Source organism: Pseudomonas sp. 8O, from assembly GCF_902506495.1.
GTDB lineage: Bacteria > Pseudomonadota > Gammaproteobacteria > Pseudomonadales > Pseudomonadaceae > Aquipseudomonas > Aquipseudomonas chaetocerotis.
The window spans coordinates 313,967-334,319 of the sequence record NZ_LR733265.1; the positions used below are offsets into that span (position 1 = coordinate 313,967).

At 63.4% G+C, this 20,353-nt stretch carries 17 protein-coding genes and 1 riboswitch; of the genes, 5 read left to right on the forward strand and 12 right to left on the reverse strand.

Features of this window, described 5'->3' with window-relative positions; all coding sequences use genetic code 11:
- Positions 1 to 39: 39 nt before the first annotated feature.
- The 3 genes from hldE to GV002_RS15040 all read left to right on the forward strand — a co-directional run bounded on the left by hldE (position 40) and on the right by GV002_RS15040 (position 4,102).
- Positions 40 to 1,461, forward strand: a complete 1,422-nt coding sequence (gene hldE / locus GV002_RS15030; protein ID WP_160019177.1) for a bifunctional D-glycero-beta-D-manno-heptose-7-phosphate kinase/D-glycero-beta-D-manno-heptose 1-phosphate adenylyltransferase HldE — start codon at positions 40 to 42, stop codon at positions 1,459 to 1,461.
- Positions 1,462 to 1,603: 142 nt separating this feature from the next.
- Positions 1,604 to 2,875 (forward strand): acyl-CoA dehydrogenase family protein, encoded by a 1,272-nt coding sequence (locus GV002_RS15035; protein WP_160019178.1) that lies wholly within the window; start codon positions 1,604 to 1,606, stop codon positions 2,873 to 2,875.
- Between the two features lie 15 nt (positions 2,876 to 2,890).
- A complete protein-coding gene (locus GV002_RS15040) occupies positions 2,891 to 4,102 on the forward strand; it encodes an acyl-CoA dehydrogenase family protein (RefSeq protein ID WP_160019179.1) in 1,212 nt (403 codons plus the stop codon).
- A gap of 75 nt (positions 4,103 to 4,177) precedes the next feature.
- On the opposite strand, the gene GV002_RS15045 is transcribed toward GV002_RS15040, so the two are convergent.
- The 10 genes from GV002_RS15045 to thiC all read right to left on the reverse strand — a co-directional run bounded on the left by GV002_RS15045 (position 4,178) and on the right by thiC (position 15,601).
- The gene (locus GV002_RS15045) at positions 4,178 to 4,900 is read right to left on the reverse strand and encodes a PqiC family protein (protein ID WP_160019180.1); all 723 of its coding nucleotides are present in this window, start codon (positions 4,898 to 4,900) and stop codon (positions 4,178 to 4,180) included.
- Between the two features lie 171 nt (positions 4,901 to 5,071).
- Positions 5,072 to 7,321 (reverse strand): DNA topoisomerase IV subunit A, encoded by a 2,250-nt coding sequence (parC, locus tag GV002_RS15050; protein WP_160019181.1) that lies wholly within the window; start codon positions 7,319 to 7,321, stop codon positions 5,072 to 5,074.
- 7 nt (positions 7,322 to 7,328) lie between these two features.
- Entirely contained in the window at positions 7,329 to 7,814 is a 486-nt protein-coding gene (locus GV002_RS15055; protein ID WP_372241842.1) for a TIGR02281 family clan AA aspartic protease, read from the reverse strand.
- 35 nt (positions 7,815 to 7,849) lie between these two features.
- Positions 7,850 to 8,833: an esterase-like activity of phytase family protein gene (locus GV002_RS15060; protein ID WP_160019183.1), complete on the reverse strand. Its 984-nt coding sequence runs from the start codon at positions 8,831 to 8,833 to the stop codon at positions 7,850 to 7,852.
- Positions 8,833 to 10,731 (reverse strand): DNA topoisomerase IV subunit B, encoded by a 1,899-nt coding sequence (gene parE, locus GV002_RS15065; RefSeq protein WP_160019184.1) that lies wholly within the window; start codon positions 10,729 to 10,731, stop codon positions 8,833 to 8,835. The genes GV002_RS15060 and parE overlap by 1 nt, the downstream gene beginning before the upstream one ends.
- 15 nt (positions 10,732 to 10,746) lie before the next feature.
- Positions 10,747 to 11,358, reverse strand: coding sequence for a YqiA/YcfP family alpha/beta fold hydrolase (locus GV002_RS15070; RefSeq protein ID WP_160019185.1), 612 nt, complete (start codon positions 11,356 to 11,358; stop codon positions 10,747 to 10,749).
- A gap of 61 nt (positions 11,359 to 11,419) precedes the next feature.
- Positions 11,420 to 12,235 carry a 3',5'-cyclic-AMP phosphodiesterase gene (gene cpdA, locus GV002_RS15075; protein WP_160019186.1) on the reverse strand — a complete coding sequence of 272 codons (816 nt, stop codon included), beginning with the start codon at positions 12,233 to 12,235 and terminating at the stop codon, positions 11,420 to 11,422.
- A 199-nt stretch (positions 12,236 to 12,434) separates the two neighbouring features.
- Complete coding sequence (locus tag GV002_RS15080) at positions 12,435 to 12,887, reverse strand: DUF1249 domain-containing protein (protein WP_160019187.1); 453 nt, start codon at positions 12,885 to 12,887, stop codon at positions 12,435 to 12,437.
- Positions 12,878 to 13,477, reverse strand: a complete 600-nt coding sequence (locus GV002_RS15085; protein WP_160019188.1) for an NUDIX domain-containing protein — start codon at positions 13,475 to 13,477, stop codon at positions 12,878 to 12,880. The genes GV002_RS15080 and GV002_RS15085 overlap by 10 nt, the downstream gene beginning before the upstream one ends.
- Positions 13,478 to 13,717: 240 nt before the next feature.
- Complete coding sequence (gene thiC / locus GV002_RS15090) at positions 13,718 to 15,601, reverse strand: phosphomethylpyrimidine synthase ThiC (RefSeq protein ID WP_160019189.1); 1,884 nt, start codon at positions 15,599 to 15,601, stop codon at positions 13,718 to 13,720.
- Positions 15,602 to 15,700: 99 nt separating this feature from the next.
- Positions 15,701 to 15,807: riboswitch (TPP riboswitch) on the reverse strand.
- Between the two features lie 223 nt (positions 15,808 to 16,030).
- On the opposite strand from thiC, the gene GV002_RS15095 reads away from it, so the two are divergent.
- Positions 16,031 to 17,473 carry a TolC family outer membrane protein gene (locus tag GV002_RS15095; protein WP_160019190.1) on the forward strand — a complete coding sequence of 481 codons (1,443 nt, stop codon included), beginning with the start codon at positions 16,031 to 16,033 and terminating at the stop codon, positions 17,471 to 17,473.
- Between the two features lie 190 nt (positions 17,474 to 17,663).
- Here the strand turns inward: GV002_RS15095 and waaA are convergent, their stop codons facing one another.
- Positions 17,664 to 18,929 carry a lipid IV(A) 3-deoxy-D-manno-octulosonic acid transferase gene (gene waaA, locus GV002_RS15100; protein ID WP_160019191.1) on the reverse strand — a complete coding sequence of 422 codons (1,266 nt, stop codon included), beginning with the start codon at positions 18,927 to 18,929 and terminating at the stop codon, positions 17,664 to 17,666.
- 43 nt (positions 18,930 to 18,972) lie between these two features.
- Entirely contained in the window at positions 18,973 to 19,860 is an 888-nt protein-coding gene (locus GV002_RS15105) for a LysR family transcriptional regulator (RefSeq protein ID WP_160019192.1), read from the reverse strand.
- An 89-nt stretch (positions 19,861 to 19,949) separates the two neighbouring features.
- On the opposite strand from GV002_RS15105, the gene GV002_RS15110 reads away from it, so the two are divergent.
- On the forward strand, positions 19,950 to 20,282 hold the full coding sequence (locus tag GV002_RS15110; protein ID WP_108234414.1) for a DMT family transporter: 333 nt from the start codon (positions 19,950 to 19,952) through the stop codon (positions 20,280 to 20,282).
- The last annotated feature ends 71 nt before the right edge of the window (positions 20,283 to 20,353 follow it).

A 20,353-nucleotide genomic window follows, 5' to 3' on the forward strand; every position in this document is an offset into this window, starting at 1 on the left:
AACTACGAGCCCGCCAAGACTAAGGCCCCCGGAGTTCACATGAAGTTGACCATGCCCCGTTACGATCAAGCCGCCGTCCTGGTGGTGGGCGACGTGATGCTCGATCGCTATTGGCATGGCGGCACCTCGCGGATTTCTCCGGAGGCGCCGGTGCCGGTGGTGCGTGTCGACCAGATCGAGGATCGTCCCGGTGGTGCTGCCAACGTGGCTCTGAATATCGCCGCGCTCGGCGCGCGAGCCTTGCTGGTTGGCGTGACCGGTAATGATGAAGCCGCTGAAAGCCTGAGCGACAGCCTGCGTGGTGCAGGTGTGGATGCACATTTTCAGCGTCATGACAGCCAGCCGACCATCGTCAAGTTGCGGGTGATGAGCCGTCACCAGCAACTGCTGCGCATGGATTTCGAAGAGCCTTTCAACACCGATACCGCAGCCCTGGCGCGTGAGGTCGATACGTTACTCGATGGGATCAAGGTGTTGGTGCTGTCGGACTATGGCAAGGGTGCGTTGCAGAATCATCAGGTGCTGATCCAGTCGGCGCGAAAGAAGGGTATTGCGGTGCTGGCCGATCCCAAGGGCAAGGACTTCTCCATCTACCGTGGAGCCAGCCTGATCACTCCCAATCTGCACGAATTCGAACTCATCGTGGGTGGTTGCGCCGATGAGGCCGAGCTGGTCAGCAAGGGGGCCACGCTGATGCGCGAACTGGAGCTGGGCGCGCTGCTGGTGACCCGCGGCGAGCACGGCATGACCCTGCTGCGTCCGGAGCATGCACCGTTGCATCTGCCTGCTCGTGCCCGCGAAGTATTCGACGTTACCGGTGCAGGCGATACGGTCATTTCCACCCTTGCAGCGTCCATCGCTGCTGGTGAGGAGTTGCCGCTGGCGGTGGCTCTGGCCAACCTGGCTGCCGGCATCGTCGTCGGCAAGTTGGGCACTGCAGCGATCAGCGCACCCGAACTGCGCCGCGCTGTGCAGCGCGAAGAAGGCTCCGAGCGTGGCGTACTGAGCCTGGATCAGTTGCTGATCGCTATCGAGGACGCTCGCGCGCATGGCGAGAAGATCGTTTTCACCAATGGCTGCTTCGACATTCTTCACGCTGGCCACGTGACCTATCTGGAACAGGCTCGTGCGCAGGGTGACCGCCTGATCGTGGCGATCAACGACGATGCCTCTGTCAGCCGTCTGAAAGGTCCTGGGCGTCCGATCAATGCCGTCGACCGACGCATGGCCGTGCTCGCCGGTCTCGGTGCGGTTGATTGGGTGGTGAGCTTCGGTGAAGACACGCCCGAGCGCCTGCTCGCACAGGTACTGCCGGATGTGCTGGTCAAGGGCGGCGACTACGGCATCGATCAGGTGGTAGGTGCCGATATCGTCCAGGCCCATGGCGGCGAAGTGCGTGTGCTGGGGCTGGTGGAAAACAGCTCCACCACCGCTATCGTCGAGAAGATTCGCAGCAAGTGACACTGGGCTGAGCAAGGCGCAGACCTTGCTCAGCTTGTCCGTGGCTTGACCCGATTGCCGCCGCGCCGCGTCTTGAGGGTCATAGTCGTGCGCCAGTCGGCAGCGCATCATCGATGGCATCCCTCACGTGGAGCGAGATGCCATGATCGTCGATACGCAGGGCCAGGCCCTGAGCGTACTGAGCAAGCTGGCCCAGGCTGACTGGCCAGACCGCCTCAAGGTGCGCAAATCTTTCGAGAAACTCGTCTACAGCGGTAGCCGTGTCAGCTTTCGCCTGGCCGCCGGCGGCAGCAGAAACACGCCGCGCGCGGCAACCGATGACCTGTTTGACCTGTCACTGACCGAAGAGCAGCAGATGCTGGTGGATATGCTCCAGGGCTTCGCGCTGGAGGTTTTGCGTCCGGCCGCGCACGAGGCCGACGCACGGGCTCACGTGCCTGCAGCACTGCTCAATCAGGCACATCAACTGGGCCTGGCGCACTATGGTGTCGCCGAGGCACAAGGTGGTCTTGCCGGGGAGCGCACCGTGCTGAGCAACGCGCTGATCGCCGAGAGCCTGGCGCAGGGCGACTTTTCTCTGGCCGCAGCCTTGCTAGTGCCGCTGTCTGCAGCCAATTGCATTCGTCGCTGGGGAAGCTCGGCGCAGCAGGCTGCCTGGTTGCCGGCATTCATCAGTGAGCAAGGCGCGCCAGCCTTCGCCTTGGCGGTAACTGAGCCTGGCGTATTGACCGATGCTGGTCAGCCTGCGACGCGGGCGCGCAAGCGTGGCAAACACTATCTGCTCGATGGAGAGAAGGCGTTGGTCATCGCTGGTCTGGCTGCCAGTCGATTGATCGTAAGCGCCCAGGCAACTGATGGCCCGGCGCTATTTATCGTCGATGCGGCGAGCAAAGGCGTCAGTCGCCGTACCGAACCGGGAATGGGGCTCAAGGCTTGTGGGTTGACGCGTATTCAACTGAAGGGCGTCAAGGTGTCGAGCGAGTGCCGCCTGGCAGGCGATGGCTTCGATTTTCTGGCCTTCCTCGATTACTCGGCCTTGGCATTCTGCGCCCTTGCAGTCGGTACGGCGCAGGCGGCACTGGACTACGTGACGAGGTACTGCAACGAGCGCCAAGCGTTCGGCGAGCCGATCAGTCATCGCCAGGGCGTAGCCTTCATGGTGGCCGACGTCGCCATCGAACTGGACGCCATGCGCCTGCTGCTCTGGCGTGCCTGCGCCCGTGCCGAGGTCGGTTTGCCGCTGCGCCGTGAGGCCTATCTGGCACGTCTGCTGTGCGTGGATAAGGCGATGAGGATCGGTTCCGATGCGGTGCAACTGCTCGGTGGTCATGGTTTTACTCAGGAGCACCCGGTCGAGCGCTGGTATCGCGACCTGCGCAGCTTGGCGGTGCTCGCTGGCGGCCTTCATCTCTGAACAGGCAGAACAACCATGAACCTGGAAACCCCACGTAAATTCCACGGCTTGCAACAGCAGGCGCAGCAGGTGGCCAAGCACTACTTTCGGCCGATCTCGCGCAAGTATGACAAGGTCGAGCACGCCTATCCCAAGGAGCTGGATCTGCTCGCTGCGTTGCTCGACGGCATGAACGAAGGCTCCCCCGACGCAGTCGGCGCCGGCTCGGCCAGCAAGCGCGGGGCTGCATGCGAGCAGCGGGCAGGCAACAAGAATGCTGGCAACATGGCAGCGCTGCTTGGCGTGATGGAGCTGTGCTGGGGTGATGTCGGCCTGCTTCTGGCCATGCCACGGCAGGGGCTGGGCAATGCAGCCATCGCGGCGGTGGCCAATGACGAGCAACTGGCGCGTTTCGCTGGGGCCTGGGCGGCCATGGCCATTACCGAGCCCGGTTGCGGCTCTGATTCAGCGGCGATCCGCACCACGGCGGTGCGCGACGGTGATCACTACATCCTCAACGGCGAGAAGATCTTCGTCACCTCCGGTGAGCGTGCCGATGCCGTGGTGATCTGGGCCACGCTGGATAAAAGCCTGGGGCGTGCGGCGATCAAGTCCTTCGTGGTGGAGAAGGGCACAGCGGGAATGACGGTTACGCGCCTGGAGAAGAAGCTGGGGATCAAGGCATCCGATACGGCTTCGATCAGCCTGAGCGATTGTCGGGTACCAGCGGCCAACCTTCTGGGAAACGCCGAGATCGATGTGCAGAAGGGCTTTGCCGGGGTCATGGAGACCTTCGATAACACCCGGCCGCTGGTTGCAGGCATGGCGGTCGGTGTCGCTCGTGCTGCGCTGGAGCGCACGCGTGAGTTGCTGATCTGTGCGGGCTGCCGCTTTGATTACGCCAAGCCGCTGCTGACCGTCACTCATGCCGAGGCCACACTGTATCGTCTGGAAGCGGAATGGGAGGCGGCGCGTCTGTTGACGCTGAAGGCCGCCTGGATGGCTGACAACAAGTTGCCCAACTCGAAAGAGGCCTCGATCGCCAAGGCCAAGGCCGGGCGTGTGGCTAGCGAGGTGACGCTCAAGTGCGTGGAGCTGGTCGGTGCGCTGGGCTACGGTGAGGATGAGTTGCTGGAAAAGTGGGCGCGCGACTCGAAGATTCTCGACATCTTCGAAGGCACCCAGCAGATTCAGTTGCTGATCATCGCCCGGCGCCTGCTGGGCAAGAGTTCCAGCGAGCTCAAGTAAGCCCGCGCGCCACGGCCGAGGGCTGGTGCGCGCGGCGCACCATACAAGAAAAAGCCCGCATTTGCGGGCTTCTTCTTAGAAACGGAAGACTTCCGTATCGATCTTGATCGGTTCTGCCACCGGGATCTTCGGCTCGGCAGCGGCGGGTTCCTGCGGTTGGGCTTTGGCCACCGGAGGCTTCTTGCGCGGCGGCTCTGGGGTAGGCTCGGCCGCAGCGATGGGCTGAATGGCCACTGCCAGTTCAGCAGCCAGGCGTTGCAGCAAGATACTCTGCGCCTTGACCTGTTCGGCCATGGGCCCACCGTGCGCCTCTTCCAAGCGAATCAGCCGGCTGTCGCGTAGTTGTCCGCGCCGGTCGAGCAGGCGCCACTGGGCTTCCAGCACGGCAGGTTGGGCCGGGCCGGAATCCAGGCGGGTGATGGTCAGCATGACCTGAGCGTCGGCACTGAAGCCAGGTGCCGCCGGGGCTAGAACCAGGCGCTGGCTGTCCAGGCGCCAGGCCAGCTGGCGCAGCATCTGCTGGTCGATATCGTTGGCCAGGCCGCTGGCCCAGCGAGCGTCATGCGCGGCTACCAGGCTGCCATCAGCCTGACGTTGCAGCAGATTTTGCTGGCGCAGATAATCGGCCACGCTGATCGGACCGACCAGTACGGTCACACCGTTGTCCTGGGTCGGTGTTACGGCGCTGCCGCTATCAAGTTGGTAAAGAGGCACCGGCTTCTGCTGCAGCAGACTGCAACCACTCAATACGAGCAGCGCGGTCATAAGCAGGGCCACAGGGCGTACTACAGTCATCATTAATTCCAGACAGCCGCTTCTGGGGCAGCTGCACATCGATCCCATATCATGCAGAGGGTCATTTGCGCATGACCCGGGGCGCGTATCATCCTTCAAACCGCGCTACGACTCCAGCCTTGGCTGCTGGCTGGTAGCGCGGATATCCCGGAAGAACGAGGCGTGTTGCCGACGCTATTCCACCAGAAGCTGGTCGACACGCTGGAAGCCTCGCGGCAGCTTGTTGCCGCGGCGGCCGCGCTCGCCCTTGTAGTGCTCGAGGTCGTCGGCTTTGAGTGTCAGGGTACGCTTCCCAGCCTGCAAAACCAAACTGGCGCCGCTGGGCAGTACGGCCAGATCGGTCAGATATTCCTCACGCGAGGCTACGCGTTCGCCGGGAATGCCGATGATCTTGTTGCCCTTGCCTTTGCCCAGTTGCGGCAGATCCGTGACCTTGAACAGCAGCAGACGACCTTCTGTCGTCACCGCGGCCAACCAGCTGTCTTCCAGATTGCTGACTGGCTTCGGGGTGACCACCTTGGCGCCGTTGGGCAGGGTCAGCAGCGCCTTGCCCGCCTTGTTCTTGGCCTGCAGATCCTCGCCCTTGACCACGAAACCGTAACCGGCATCGGAGGCGATCACGTACAGCGCACTGTCCTCCGGCAGCATCACGCATTCGAAGGTCGCACCCGGAGGCGGTGTCAGGCGACCGGTCAGTGGTTCACCCTGGCCACGCGCCGACGGCAGGCTGTGGGCCGCGAGCGAATAACTCCTGCCTGTCGAGTCGATAAAGACCGCGTATTGGTTCGAGCGGCCCGGCGCTGCTGCCTTGAAGCCGTCGCCGGCCTTGTAGGAGAGACCGGTGGCGTCGATGTCGTGCCCCTTGGCGCAGCGCACCCAGCCTTTTTCCGAGAGCACCACGGTGACCGGTTCGGTCGGCATCAGCTCGGTTTCCGACAGGGCCTTGGCTTCGGCGCGGGCGACGATAGGCGAACGGCGATCATCGCCATACTTCTCGGCGTCCTCGATGATTTCCTTGCGTACCAGCTTCTTCAGCTTGGCTTCGCTGCCCAGCAGGGCCAGCAGTTTTTCGCGCTCCTTGGCCAGCTCGTCCTGCTCGCCGCGAATCTTCATCTCTTCCAGGCGCGCCAGTTGACGCAGACGGGTATCGAGGATGTAGTCGGCCTGCACATCGGTGAGACCAAAGCGCTCCATCAGCACCGGCTTGGGCTGATCTTCGGTGCGGATGATGCGAATGACTTCGTCGAGGTTGAGGAAGGCGATCAGCAAGCCTTCCAACAGGTGCAGACGACGCTCCACCTTGTCCAGGCGGAACTGCAGGCGACGGCGTACGGTGCCGACGCGGTACACCAGCCACTCGCTGAGCAGGGTGCGCAGGTCCTTGACCTGTGGCTTGCCGTCGAGGCCGATGACGTTGGTGTTGACCCGGTAGCTGGACTCCAGATCGGTGGTGGCGAACAGGTGGGTCATCAGTTCGTCGGCATCGACGCGGTTGGAGCGCGGGATGATGACGATGCGGGTCGGGTTCTCATGATCCGACTCGTCACGCAGGTCGGCGACCATCGGCAGCTTCTTGGCCTGCATCTGCGCGGCGATCTGCTCCAGCACCTTGGCCCCGGAGACCTGATGCGGCAGAGCGGTGACGACGATGTCGCCGTCCTCGAGGCGATAGACGGCGCGCATGCGCACCGAGCCGCGGCCGGTCTCGTAGATCTTTTGCAGATCGGCCCTGGGCGTGATGACTTCGGCTTCGGTGGGGAAGTCCGGACCCTGGATATGCTCGCAAAGCTGCTCGACCGTGGCGCTGGGCTCATCCAGCAAGCGCACGCAGGCCGCCGCGACTTCGCGCAGGTTGTGCGGCGGCACGTCGGTGGCCATGCCCACGGCGATGCCGGTGGTGCCGTTGAGCAGCAGGTTGGGCAAGCGCGCCGGCAGGGTCGCCGGTTCGTTCATGGTGCCGTCGAAGTTGGGCACCCAGTCGACAGTGCCTTGGCCGAGTTCGCTCAGCAGCACTTCCGAATAGCGCGACAGGCGCGCCTCGGTGTAACGCATGGCGGCGAAGGACTTGGGATCGTCCGGTGCACCCCAGTTGCCCTGGCCGTCGACCAGGGTGTAGCGGTAGCTGAACGGTTGCGCCATCAGCACCATGGCTTCGTAGCAGGCGCTGTCGCCGTGCGGGTGAAACTTGCCGAGTACGTCACCGACGGTACGCGCGGACTTCTTGTGCTTGGAGTCGGCATCCAGGCCCAGTTCGCTCATGGCATAGATGATGCGTCGTTGCACGGGTTTCAGGCCGTCGCCGATATGCGGCAGGGCACGGTCCATGATCACGTACATGGAGTAGTTGAGATAAGCCTGCTCGGTGAAATCGGCGAGTGAACGGCGTTCAACGCCTTCCAGGCTCAAATCGAGGGATTCGCTCATGCGGGCCTCATTGCAAGGTTGATTGGCGCAGCACCAGGGTGCCGCCCTTCTGACTGAATTCGAGTTGTTTCAGGGCACTCATGCCCAGCAGCACATCGTCGCCGTCCATGCCTGGGGCAATCAATGCGGCGACGTCACGCAGTTCGATATCGCCCAGGCGCAGGCTGTCCAGGCGTGTACGATGCCCGGTAGCGCGGCCGTTGGCCGTGCTGATGATGATCGGGGCGCCGCGTTGCAGGCCGAGACGTTCGGCCACCGCGCTGGGTATAGCAACCTGGGTGGCGCCGGTGTCGAGCAGAAAGGTCACGTCATGTCCATCGATCTGACCATTGACCAGGTAATGACCCTGACGACTACTGGCCAGGCTCACCTCGACGAAACCATCGCCATGCACCGACTGCGGCGTGTGGTTCGGGTTGCGCTGGCGATCTTCCCAGTTACCGAAGAAGTGCGTGGCCAGCAGCAGGCCGGCGCCCCAGGCGAGTATCAGCATCACTCGCCCGGCGCGGCGGCCCGGTGTCTGTTCACTCACGGACGTCGGCTCCAGCCGCCCTTGGGCGCGGCAAAACGCCAGACCATGGGGCGCTCTTCGCCGTCGGCGCGGGTCTGAGTACCATTGTCGACGCCGATCCAGGCACCGTCCTTGTCAATCCACAGCGCTTCGGCCATGCCGTAGTTCGACGCGTAGCGGCGCGGCTCGCTCAAGGCCTCGGCTGCGAACGACCAGCAGATCTCCGTGGCACCGTTGCTCAAGGTGCGTCGGCAGACCCGATGGGCCTGACGCTCCAGGGTAAAGAGCTTTTCCTCGAAGTAGTCCAGCCCGGAGAAATCACGGGGTGCCAGATGGCCACCCAGCGCTTCAGGTGATACCTCGTCACCGCTCTCGCTGGTCAGTACGCAGCCGCCGGTGCAGCGCCAGCTGCTGCCGTTTCGATGCAACACGGCCAGGCCGCGGCGACGTTGTTCTGCTGCCAGCCACAGGCGTTCGCCCGCCGGGTCGATGGCGATGCCTTCGAAGCCCTGGTTGAAATGCAGCAGCATGCCGCTGGCGCGCGCCTGGCGTACCAGGCCGGTCGGCAGGTTGAGCCACTGCGCATTGCCGTTGCTGCTGACTTGCAGTACGGCGGCGCGGGTTTCGCTGACCAGGTAGCGGTTACCCTGCGCATCGCAGGACATTCCCTCGAAATCCAGCTTGCCGCCACGCGCCAGGCCGGCGGCCCAGTTGCGCATGCGCAGGCCCCAGGGCAGAGCGCTCTCGGGTGGTTCGGGGGCGACGAAGGTTTCTGCTTCGGCGCGCAGCAGGCCGTCTTCGCGATGCAGTTGATAGAGGCGGTCGTCATCACGGTCGGAAACCGCCCACAGCGTTTCGCCGCACAGGGCCAGGCCGGAGAGGTTGCCGCCTGGCATTTCCGTCACCGGGTATTCGGCTTCCAGCTTCAGCTCTTCCAGCACCACCGGCTCGGCGTTCGCGACGCCGGCCAACAGACCAAGTGCAAGGAGGTGATTGCGCATCAGGCCAGTACCTCGGCCAGGTTGCCCTTGCTTTCCAACCAGCTCTTGCGATCACCGGCGCGTTTTTTCGCCAGCAGCATGTCCATCACTTCGCGGGTACCCTCGAAATCATCCAGGGTCAGTTGCACCAGGCGCCGGGTGTTGGGGTCCATGGTGGTTTCGCGCAGCTGTGGCGGGTTCATCTCGCCGAGGCCCTTGAAGCGGGTGACCTGTGGCTTGCCGCGACGTTTCTCGGCCACCAGGCGATCGAGGATGCCGTCGCGCTCGGCGTCGTCCAGGGCGTAGAAGATCTCTTTGCCCAGGTCGATGCGGTACAGCGGCGGCATGGCCACGTAGACATGGCCTGCATCCACCAGCGGGCGGAAGTGACGGACGAACAGGGCGCAGAGCAGGGTGGCGATGTGCAGGCCGTCGGAGTCGGCGTCGGCAAGGATGCATATCTTGCCGTAGCGCAGCCCGCTCAGGTCGCTGGAGCCGGGATCGATGCCGACGGCCACGGCGATATCGTGAACCTCCTGGCTGGCCAGGACTTCGCTGCCGTCCACTTCCCAGGTGTTCAGGATCTTGCCGCGCAGCGGCATGATGGCCTGGAACTCCTTGTCGCGTGCCTGCTTGGCGCTGCCGCCGGCCGAGTCACCCTCGACCAGGAACAGCTCGCAGCGCAGCGGATTCTGCCCCGCGCAGTCGGCCAGCTTGCCGGGTAGAGCCGGGCCCTGAGTGATCTTCTTGCGCTCGACCTTCTTGCCGGCCTTGAGGCGACGGCCGGCATTGCTGATGGCCAACTCGGCCAGCGCCAGGCCGGTTTCCGGGTGGGCGTTGAGCCACAGACTGAAGGCATCCTTGACCACGCCGGAGACGAACGCCGCCGCTTCACGCGAGGACAGGCGCTCCTTGGTCTGGCCGGAGAACTGCGCGTCCTGCATCTTCATCGAGAGGACGAAGGCAATGCGCTCCCAGACGTCTTCCGGGGCGAGCTTGACGCCACGCGGCAGCAGATTGCGGAACTCGCAGAATTCGCGCATGGCATCGAGCAGGCCTTGGCGCAGGCCGTTGACGTGGGTACCGCCCTGCGCGGTGGGGATCAGGTTGACGTAGCTTTCCTGCACCGCGTCGCCGCCTTCGGGCAGCCACAGCAGAGCCCAGTCCACGGCCTCCTTGTTGCCGGCCAGGCTGCCGACGAAGGGCTCGACCGGCAGTCGCTCGAACTCGCTGACGGCATCGACCAGATAGGAGCGCAGGCCGTCCTCGTAATGCCACTCGACCTTCTCGCCCGAGGCCTTGTCTTCGAAGCTGACGTTCAGGCCCGGGCAGAGTACGGCCTTGGCCTTGAGCACATGTTTGAGACGGCTGATGGAGAACTTGAAGGAATCGAAGTACTTGGCGTCCGGCCAGAAGTGCACGCTGGTGCCGGTGTTGCGCTTGCCGACCGTACCGATGACTTCCAGCTCGCTGGCCTTGAAGCCGTCGGCGAAGCTCATCTGGTATTCATTGCCGTCACGCTTGACGGTGACCACCACGCGGGTCGACAGCGCGTTGACCACGCTGATGCCGACGCCATGCAGACCGCCGGAGAACTGATAGTTCTTGTTGCTGAACTTGCCGCCAGCGTGCAGCTTGGTGAGGATCAGCTCGACGCCTGGCACGCCTTCTTCCGGGTGGATGTCCACGGGCATGCCACGGCCGTCGTCGAGCACTTCCAGCGAATTGTCCTCGTGGAGGATCACCTGGATCGACTTGGCGTGCCCGGCCAGGGCTTCGTCGACGCTGTTGTCGATGACTTCCTGGGCCAGGTGGTTGGGGCGCGTGGTGTCGGTGTACATGCCCGGGCGCTTGCGCACCGGGTCGAGGCCGGAAAGGACTTCGATGGCATCGGCGTTATAGGCGTTCTGCTGGGCCATAGGGTCTCTTGATCGTCAATTGAATACGGAAAAGTCGGTATCGCGCCAGAGTGTGGCGCTAATGCCGGCGAATGCGAAGATTGCCGGCAGGCGTTCGGCGAAGCCCTGGAATCCATGATCACCACCGGCCTGGATGCGCAGGGCGCAGGCGCGGTAGTAACGCTCGGCGTCACGGTAGTCGAGCGTTTCGTCGCCGGTTTGCAGCCAGATCTGGTAACGCGTCGGGTCGCTCGGCGGCGCAACGTCGAGTTCGGCCAGGGCCTGGACGTGATCTTCGGTAAGGTCCCAGGTCTCGTCGCTGTAGTAGTTCTTCTGCGGGCCAAGGTAGCCGTCGAAACGCAGGTGCGGCTGCACGGCGGGGTTGATCAGCAGCGCCTTGAGCCCATGCTGTTCGGCCAGGTAAGTGGCGTAATAGCCGCCCAGGGAGCTGCCCACCAGCAGCGGGGCGCCGAGTTCGCTGATCAGCGCCTGCAACTGCGCCATGGCCTGACGCGGATGATGATGCAGGGCCGGTACGCGCAACTGGTTTTCCAGACCCAGATGGACCATGGCGCGGCTCAACTGGCTGGCCTTGTGCGAGGCAGGCGAGCTGTTCAGGCCGTGTATATAGAGGATGGATGCAGTCATGGAGCGGGAGGCTACTCGTCCGGGGCCTCAAGCTGCAAGCTTCAAGCTGATTGAGGGGATGTCAGTAACCCTTGACGCTGTAGTCCACTTCGAAATGGATGCCGGTGACGCGCGATACGCCGGTGTCCAGCCTGCCATCGGCATGCAGGCGCAGCCAGCGGTAGCCGGGGGCTTCACTGTCCACCTGAAACTCCTCGCTGCCCGGCGCGAACTGCACGCAGGTCGAAGGCGAGGCGAGCAGGCGCAGATTGCCGCGCTGCTGGTCGAACTCCTGATGGATGTGCCCCCAGAGCACGGCGCGTGCCTGCGGGTAGCGGTCGAGCACGGCGAACAGGGCGCCGGGGTTGCGCAGGCCGATGGGTTCCATCCACTTGCAGCCGATGGAGACCGGATGGTGGTGCAGGCAGATCAGGTGATGGAGTTGCGGCGCTTCACCAAGGGCGCGTTCGAGCAGTTCGAGTTGACTGTCGGCAAGAAAACCGGGCACCGCGCCAGGGATCGATGAATCGAGCATGACGATGCGCCAGGCGCCAAGATCGATTACCGGCTCCAGCAGCTCGCTGCCTTGGCAGGCGGCCTGCATGGGTGGGATTTCATCATGGTTGCCGGCCAGCCAGCGAGTTGGTGCGTCGATGGCAGAGGTGAGTTGGCGAAAGCGCTGATACGACGCTTCGCTGCCGTCCTGCGAAAGATCACCTGTAGCCAGAATCAGGTCGATCTGCGGCTGTTCCTGCTGTACCCGTTCGATCACCCGCTGCAGGCTGTCGCAAGTATCCATGCCCAGCAGCTTGCCGTCCGCTTCGGCGAACAGATGGCTGTCGGACAACTGCACCAGCAGTACCGAGGAATCAGTGGATGGGGTGGGCAGGCTCGGCAAGACCGTCTCCTAGGGCACAATCGAGTGAATTATGGTGGTTGCTGCAGCAAAGGGAAAACCCGGGAAGCGGACGCAGGTCACAGAAAAAACGCCAGAAGCGCTTTTTGCCGTGATTCGCGACAGTCGTCAGGCAGGGCAGGCCGCCCAAACAATACAACGCTGCGCTATCGGCCAGGCATCGAAAAGCTTGATCGTCGGCCTACATCACCGGCTGCGGTTCGTGCCCGCAGGCCAGGCAATGGCTCAGCCATTCGCCGAGGAACAGGTTGAGCTGACTCTTTTCGTCCGGTTGATGCATCGCCGCGTTGGGGTAGGGGTAGCGAATATGCAGGCGGCGCGCGTTCTCGGCACCGACCACCTCGGCCATACGTGCGTCGTGATAGACCCGCACTTGCAACTGCGGCACCGGTAGCCAGGGCAGGCTGTGTTCCTGACGCACGCAGAGCGTGGTGGTGTAGGGGCAACTTTCCAGCACGTCCAGAGCCAGTACACCGAGCAGGTGTTCGCCCTGGCTCAGGGCGACGCGGCGGCTTTCCGTGTGCTCGCGCATGTTCGGCAGCAGGCGCATCAGGCGCGCATAGTTGGCCTCGCAAGCCGCTTGCAGCTCGACCAGGTCGACCCGATAGCGCTCGCGCAGCAAATTCACGACCACATTCCCCGAACTTCGTCGCGGTTCAGCGCCAGCCATTGCAGGGCGATGATGCTGGCTGCGTTGTCGATACGCCCGTCGCGCACGGCGGCCAGGGCGTCCGCCAGCGGCATCACCTGTACCCGGATGTCCTCGCCTTCTTCAGGCAGGCCATGCACACCGCCGGCACCCTCACTGCTGCAGCGACCGACGAACAGATGTACGCGCTCGTCCGAGCCGCCGGGCGAAGGGTAGTACTGGGTGATCGGCCAGAGCGAAGTCAGGGGCAGGTCAGCTTCCTCGATGGCCTCGCGACGCGCGACCTCCTCGGGCTCCTCGTCCTTGTCGATCAGGCCTGCGACCAGCTCCAGCAGCCAGGGGTTGGCGCTCTTGTCCATGGCACCGACGCGAAACTGCTCGATCAGCACCACTTCGTCGCGCTGCGGATCGTATGGCAGCACGCACACTGCGTCGTGACGCACGAACAGCTCGCGGGTCAGCTGCGGGCCCATGTTGCCGGCGAACTGGCGATGGCGCAGCTTGATGCGGTCAAGGCGGTAGAAGCCGCGAAAGCAGTTCTCGCGCTCGATGATGTCGATGTCGTCTTTGCCCATGGCAACTCCCCAGATAGTCGTAACGGGCCAAGCTCAGACTGTGTGAAAACTACTGCGCTCGCTCATGCTGCGTTAAAAAACGGCTCAAAATGCTCATTTACAACTCGTAAACTGCGCCTTTTCGCCGTTTTTTGCCTTGCCTGACCTTCGCTCGCTACGTTTTCACACGGTCTGATGCGGCCCGTTACCTGTCACACTAGCGAGCATAGCGCTGCCAGATCAAGCTTCCATGACGGCCTGTTATACGCGTTGGTAGAGTTGGCTGCCTTGCGCCTTGAATTCCTCGGCCTTGGCCTGCATGCCTTGTTCGGCATCCAGATCGACGGCGTCGATGCGCTGCTCCTTGGCGTACTCGCGCACTTCCTGGGTGATCTTCATCGAGCAGAACTTCGGTCCACACATGGAGCAGAAGTGTGCCACCTTGGCCGAGTCCTTCGGCAGCGTCTCGTCGTGGTAGGCGCGCGCGGTGTCCGGGTCCAGGCCGAGGTTGAACTGGTCCTCCCAACGGAACTCGAAGCGCGCCTTGGACAGGGCATTGTCGCGAATCTGCGCGCCCGGATGGCCCTTGGCCAGGTCCGCTGCGTGGGCAGCGATCTTGTAGGTGATGATGCCGGTCTTCACGTCATCCTTGTTCGGCAGGCCCAGGTGCTCCTTGGGCGTGACGTAGCAGAGCATGGCGCAGCCGAACCAGCCGATCATCGCTGCGCCGATGCCGCTGGTGATGTGGTCATAGCCCGGCGCGATGTCGGTGGTCAGCGGGCCGAGGGTGTAGAACGGCGCCTCGTCGCAGCATTCCAGCTGCTTGTCCATGTTCTCCTTGATCAGTTGCATCGGCACGTGGCCAGGACCTTCGATCATGCACTGCACGTCGTGCTTCCAGGCGATCTTGGTCAGTTCGCCGAGGGTTTCCAGTTCACCGAACTGCGCTTCGTCGTTGGCGTCGGCAATCGAGCCCGGACGCAGGCCGTCGCCCAGCGAGAAGCTGACGTCGTAGGCCTTCATGATTTCGCAGATGTCTTCGAAGTGGGTGTAGAGGAAGTTTTCCTTGTGATGCGCCAGGCACCACTTGGCCATGATCGAGCCGCCGCGCGAAACGATGCCGGTGACGCGTTTTGCGGTCATTGGCACATAGCGCAGCAGTACGCCGGCGTGGATGGTGAAGTAGTCCACGCCCTGCTCGGCCTGTTCGATCAGGGTGTCGCGGAACAGCTCCCAGGTCAGGTCCTCGGCGATACCGCCAACCTTTTCCAGCGCCTGGTAGATCGGCACGGTGCCGATCGGTACCGGCGAGTTGCGGATGATCCACTCGCGGGTTTCGTGGATATGCTTGCCGGTGGACAGATCCATCACCGTGTCCGAACCCCAGCGGATGCCCCAGGTCAGCTTGGCCACTTCCTCTTCAATCGAAGAGCCGAGCGCCGAGTTGCCGATGTTGCCGTTGATCTTCACCAGGAAGTTGCGACCGATGATCATCGGCTCCAGCTCCACGTGGTTGATGTTGGCCGGGATGATGGCGCGGCCACGCGCGACTTCGCTGCGCACGAACTCGGGGGTGATCTCTTTCGGGATGGCGGCGCCGAAGCTGTGGCCAGCGTGTTGTTCTTTCAGCAGGCCGGCTTCACGCGCCTCGGCCAGCTTCATGTTCTCGCGGATGGCGATGTATTCCATCTCGGGCGTGATGATGCCCTTCTTGGCGTAATGCATCTGGCTGACGTTGTGCCCGGCCTTGGCCCGGCGCGGGTTGCGTACGTGGGCGAAGCGCATGGCCGACAGCTCGGCATCGTTGAGGCGGCGCTGGCCGAACTCGGAGGACAGACCCGGCAGCTTCTCGGTGTCACCGCGATCCTCGATCCAGGCGCTGCGCACATCGGCCAGGCCCTTGCGCACGTCGATGGTGACGTTCGGGTCGGTGTAGGGGCCGGAGGTGTCGTAGACGGTGACCGGGGCGTTGATCTCGCCGCCGAAGTCGGTCGGCGTCACGTCCAGGCTGATCTCGCGCATCGGCACGCGAATGTCCGGGCGCGAGCCTTGCACGTAGACTTTCTGCGAACGGGGGAAGGGTTGTACCGACTGTTGGTCGACTTGCGCCGACTCACTCAAATTCTTTTGTTGTTGTGCGCTCATCAAGGCTCTCTCCGGGGAAGGTTGTCGGAGTTGGAACCTGAGCGGACGAAGGGCGCGAGATGCACCATGGGGCGGTGCCGAGAGGACTCGCCGGTACGCTGGCGAGGACATCTTGTTCCCTACGCAGGCCTTAACCTGATCAGGTTCAACGGGATCCGGCAGCTGCCAATCTCAGCCCCGCATATGGGGCACCCCGACAAGAACTCGGTCAGTCTAAACAAGCTGGTGGGAGAAAACCAACTCGGCGGTCAATAAATATCGACCCGCGCGTCGGAAAGCGACTGCTTGCGCTGCTGATAGTGGATTGTTCCCGACGAGCAACATAGCTTGCCGCCAGCTAGACTGATGGCGTCCATGGCGCGCTTGACCCCCGGCTGTGGCGACCCGTAGCCTTGGCGATTACCGCCTATTCAAGGATCGACATCCATCATGTTGCGCAGACTATCCCTGGCAATCGCCGTGGCCGCCGCTTCGGTGGGCCTGGTTCAGGCCGAAGAGGCCCCGCTGTCGAGCAAGACCGACCTGGTCACCGTGTATCAGGAAGCGGCGAAGAACAACGCCGATATCGCCGCCGCGCGCGCCGACTATCAGGCTCGTCGTGAAGTGGTACCACAGGCGCGTGCCGGCTTGCTGCCCAACCTGTCCGCGGGTGCCAATTACGGCGACACGCGTACGGAAGTCGATTCGCCCAGCGTGACCCTATCGCGCAGCGGTCTGGTCTATCAGGCCAACCTCAGTCAGCCGCTGTTCCGTGCCGACCGCTGGTTCCAACTGCAAGCTGCCGAGGCCACCAGCGAGCAGGCTTCGCTGGAGTTGTCCGCCACCGAGCAGAACCTGATCCTGCAGAGCGCCGAAACCTATTTCGCCGTATTGCGTGCGCAGGACACCCTGGCCTCGACCAAGGCCGAGGAAGCGGCCTTCAAGCGTCAGCTGGATCAGGCCAACGAACGTTTCGATGTCGGCCTGTCCGACAAGACCGATGTGCTCGAGGCGCAGGCCGGGTTCGATACTGCCCGCGCCAACCGTTTGCTCGCCGAGCGCGCAGTGGATGACGCCTTCGAAGCCCTGGTGACCCTGACCAACCGCGATTATCTGGCCGTCGAAGGGATCGTCCACACCCTGCCGGTGCTGGCGCCGACGCCGAACGATGCCAAGGCCTGGGTCGATACCGCCGCGGCACAGAACCTCAACCTGCAGGCCAGCCTGTATGCCGTGACGGCCGCCGAAGAGAATCTGCGCCAGCGCAAGGCCGGTCATGCGCCGACCCTGGATGCCGTGGCCAGCTATCAGCAGGGCGATAACGACAGCCTGGGTTTCACTAACTCCGGATCCTTTGGTGCGCCACGTTATAGCGGCGACGTCTCACAGCGTTCCATCGGCTTGCAATTGAACATCCCGCTTTACAGCGGCGGTCTGACCAGCTCGCAGGTACGTGAGGCTTATCAGCGCCTGGGCCAGACCGAGCAACTGCGCGAGAGCCTGCGTCGCCAGGTGGTGCAGAACACGCGTAACCTGTTCCGTGCGGTGAACACCGACGTGGAAACCGTACAAGCGCGCCGCCAGTCGATCATCTCCAACCAGAGTGCGCTGGAAGCCACCGAGATCGGCTATCAGGTAGGTACCCGCAACATCGTTGACGTGCTCGACGCCCAGCGTCAGCTGTACAGCGCTGTGCGTAATTACAACGACGCGCGTTACGACTACATCCTCAACAACCTGCGCCTGAAGCAGGCGGCCGGTACCCTCAGCCCGGCCGACCTGGAAGCGCTGGGCAGCTTCCTCAAGCCGGACTACAACCCGGACAAGGACTTCCTGCCGCCAGATCTGGCTTCTGCCGCCGAGTCGCGCCTGCAAGGTAATCCGGATTTCTGATTCCTTCGCAGCAAACAAAAAGCCCGACTCGCGTCGGGCTTTTCATTTCGGCGATGTACCACGTAGCGCGCTGCGTGCACCGATTCGGTTGGCGGTGCGCTACCCGTGTTTGAGCCGAGCCAAATCAGTCGGAGCCCGGATGTAATCCGGGGAATTGCCGGCGTGATGCTTGTCCCGGATTGCATCCGGGCTACAGAAGACGCTGCAAGCGCTCCAGCAAGCGCTCCAGCGCGCCCTGGTTGGCCTTGAGTACGCTCAGGCCGGCCTGGCTCATACGCTGTATCTCGCTTGGTTCGTTGAGCAACGTCGCCACTTTGTCCGCCAACTGCACGGCGCTCTCCACTTCGCTCAGGGCGCCGGCTTCACGCAATTGCGCGGCGATTTCCAGGAAGTTGAACAGGTGTGGGCCGCTCAGCACTGGCTTGCCCAGTGCGGCTGGCTCCAGCAGGTTGTGGCCGCCATTGGCCACCAGGCTGCCGCCGACGAAGGCGATATCCGCCAGCGCGTAGAGAAACAGCAGCTCACCCATGGTGTCACCGAGCAGCACCTGGTCGCCGGCTTGCACGGCTTCACCCGTGGAGCGCCTGCGCGTCGGCAGTCCCTGGCTCAGGCAGAGTTCATTGACCGAGTTGAACCGCTCGGGGTGGCGCGGCACCAGGATCAGTAGCGCATCAGGGTGATTGCTGAGCAACTGGCGATGGGCGGCGAGAATGATTTCGTCCTCTCCAGCATGGGTGCTGGCAGCGATCCAGACAGGTCGAGTCGTTGCCTGCCATTGCTGGCGAAGCGCATCTGCGCGTTGCGGCAGCTCGGCATCGATCTTCAGGTCGAACTTGATCGAACCGGTGATTTCCACACAGCCAGGGCGAGCGCCCAGATCGAGAAAACGCTGCGCCTCGGCCTGGGTCTGCACGGCGATCAGCGACAGTTCGGCAAGCATTGGCGCGGTGAGTTTGCCAAAGCGTGCATAGCCGCGTGCCGAGCGCTCGGACAGGCGCGCGTTGGCCAGGGCTACGGGAATGTTGCGCTTGGCGCACTGATGGATGTGGTTCGGCCACAGCTCGGTTTCCATCACCACGGCCAGACGCGGCCGTGCGCGGTCGAGAAAGCGCGCGGCAGCCCAGGGCAGATCATAGGGCAGGTAGCAGTGCTGCACGTTTTCACCGAACAGCGCCTGGATGCGCTCGGAGCCGGTCGGCGTCATGCAGGTCACGGTGATCGGCAGCTCGGGATAACGCGCTTGCAGCGCGCGAATCATCGGCGCGGCGGCGATGCTTTCACCGACCGATACCGCGTGCACCCAGATGCCGCCCGGTGTCATCGCTGGCAGGCCGAGGGAGAAACGTTCGTTGATACGCCGAGCGTAAGCCGGCGCCTTGCGCGCACGCAGGCCCAGGCGCAGGGCAATCAGGGGCAAGGCCAGGTGCAGCAGCAGGGTGTAGAGGAGTCTGTTCATGGGGGCGCAGCTTATCGCCGCCTGCCATCGGCTGGAAGCATGATCACGCTTGCGGGCGCAGCAGTTCACGCGCCAGGCAGTCGGCCAGCCAGTTGGCCGCGGGGCCGAGCGCACCGTCGCGACGGCAGACCAGTTCCACCACCAGCGGCAGCGGTGCCCAGTCGCTACGCAGTTCCTGCAAGTGGCCCTGATAGGTCGGATACTGCGCCACATGGCGCGGCAGCCAGGCCCAGCCAAGGCCGCGTATCACCAGCTCGGCCATGACGTAGAAGCTGTCGGCGCGCCATACCAGTGGGCTGATCTGTTCGCCGCCGGGGTAGTGGCTGTCCTGCGGCGTCATCAGCAGTTGACGGTGTTCGGCGAGATCACTGCGTTCGACGCAGTCGAGCTCGGCCAGCGGGTGTTGCGGGCTGCACACCGTGACCATCTCGATGGTGCCCAGGCGCTGGCTTTCCAGCTCCCTTGGCATCTGCTCGTGATGAAACAGCAGGCCCAGATCGGCCTGACGTTGCAGCAGCTTACGCGCCACGTCGCCCTGGGCGCCGCTGGAAAGCTGCACTTCGAGCAGCGGAAAGGCCTCGGCCAGGGCTTCAAGGCTGGCCAGCACTGGCTGGTAGGGCATGGCTTCGTCCTGTGCCAGGCGCAGGCGCGCCTCCTCGCCACGCGCCAGACCCAGCGCGCGGCCATCGAGTCGCTCGCACTGCTGCAACACGCTGCGGGCCTGCTCCAGCAGCGCGATGCCCGCTTCGGTCAGGCGCGGCTGGCGCCCACTGCTGCGTTCGAAGAGGGTGACGCCGAGATCGCTTTCGAGCAGGGCGATGGCGGTGCTGACCGCCGATTGCGCGCGTCCGGTTTGCCGAGCTGCGGCAGAAAAGGATCGGCTCTCGGCGGTACGGACGAACAGTTGAAGCTGATCGAGGTTCCAGTTCATGGCTGACCTATCTCAAAAACAGATAGGTAATGACTTTATCCCATCAAGGAATAACTTAGAATTGCCGTCATCTTTCAGGAGTCGCCATCATGCCCGGATATCTCTATCTCGCCATTGCCATCGCGGCCGAAGTGGTCGCCACCACCTCGATGAAGGCTATCGATGGTTTCAACAAACCCTTGCCGCTGTTGCTGGTTATCGGCGGTTATGCGATCGCCTTCTGGATGCTGATTCTGGTGGTTCGCACCATCCCGGTGGGTATCGCCTACGCCATCTGGGCAGGGTTGGGCATCGTGCTGGTCAGCATTGCGGCGATGTTCATCTATCAGCAGAAACTCGATCTGCCGGCTGTGCTCGGCATGGGGCTGATCGTCAGTGGCGTGGTGGTGATCCAGTTGTTCTCCAGCTCCACCGGTCACTGAGGCCGTGCGTACCTGAGGGCCTTGGTGCGCATGGCACACCCTACGGGTACTGCCTGAAGCCGTTATACTGC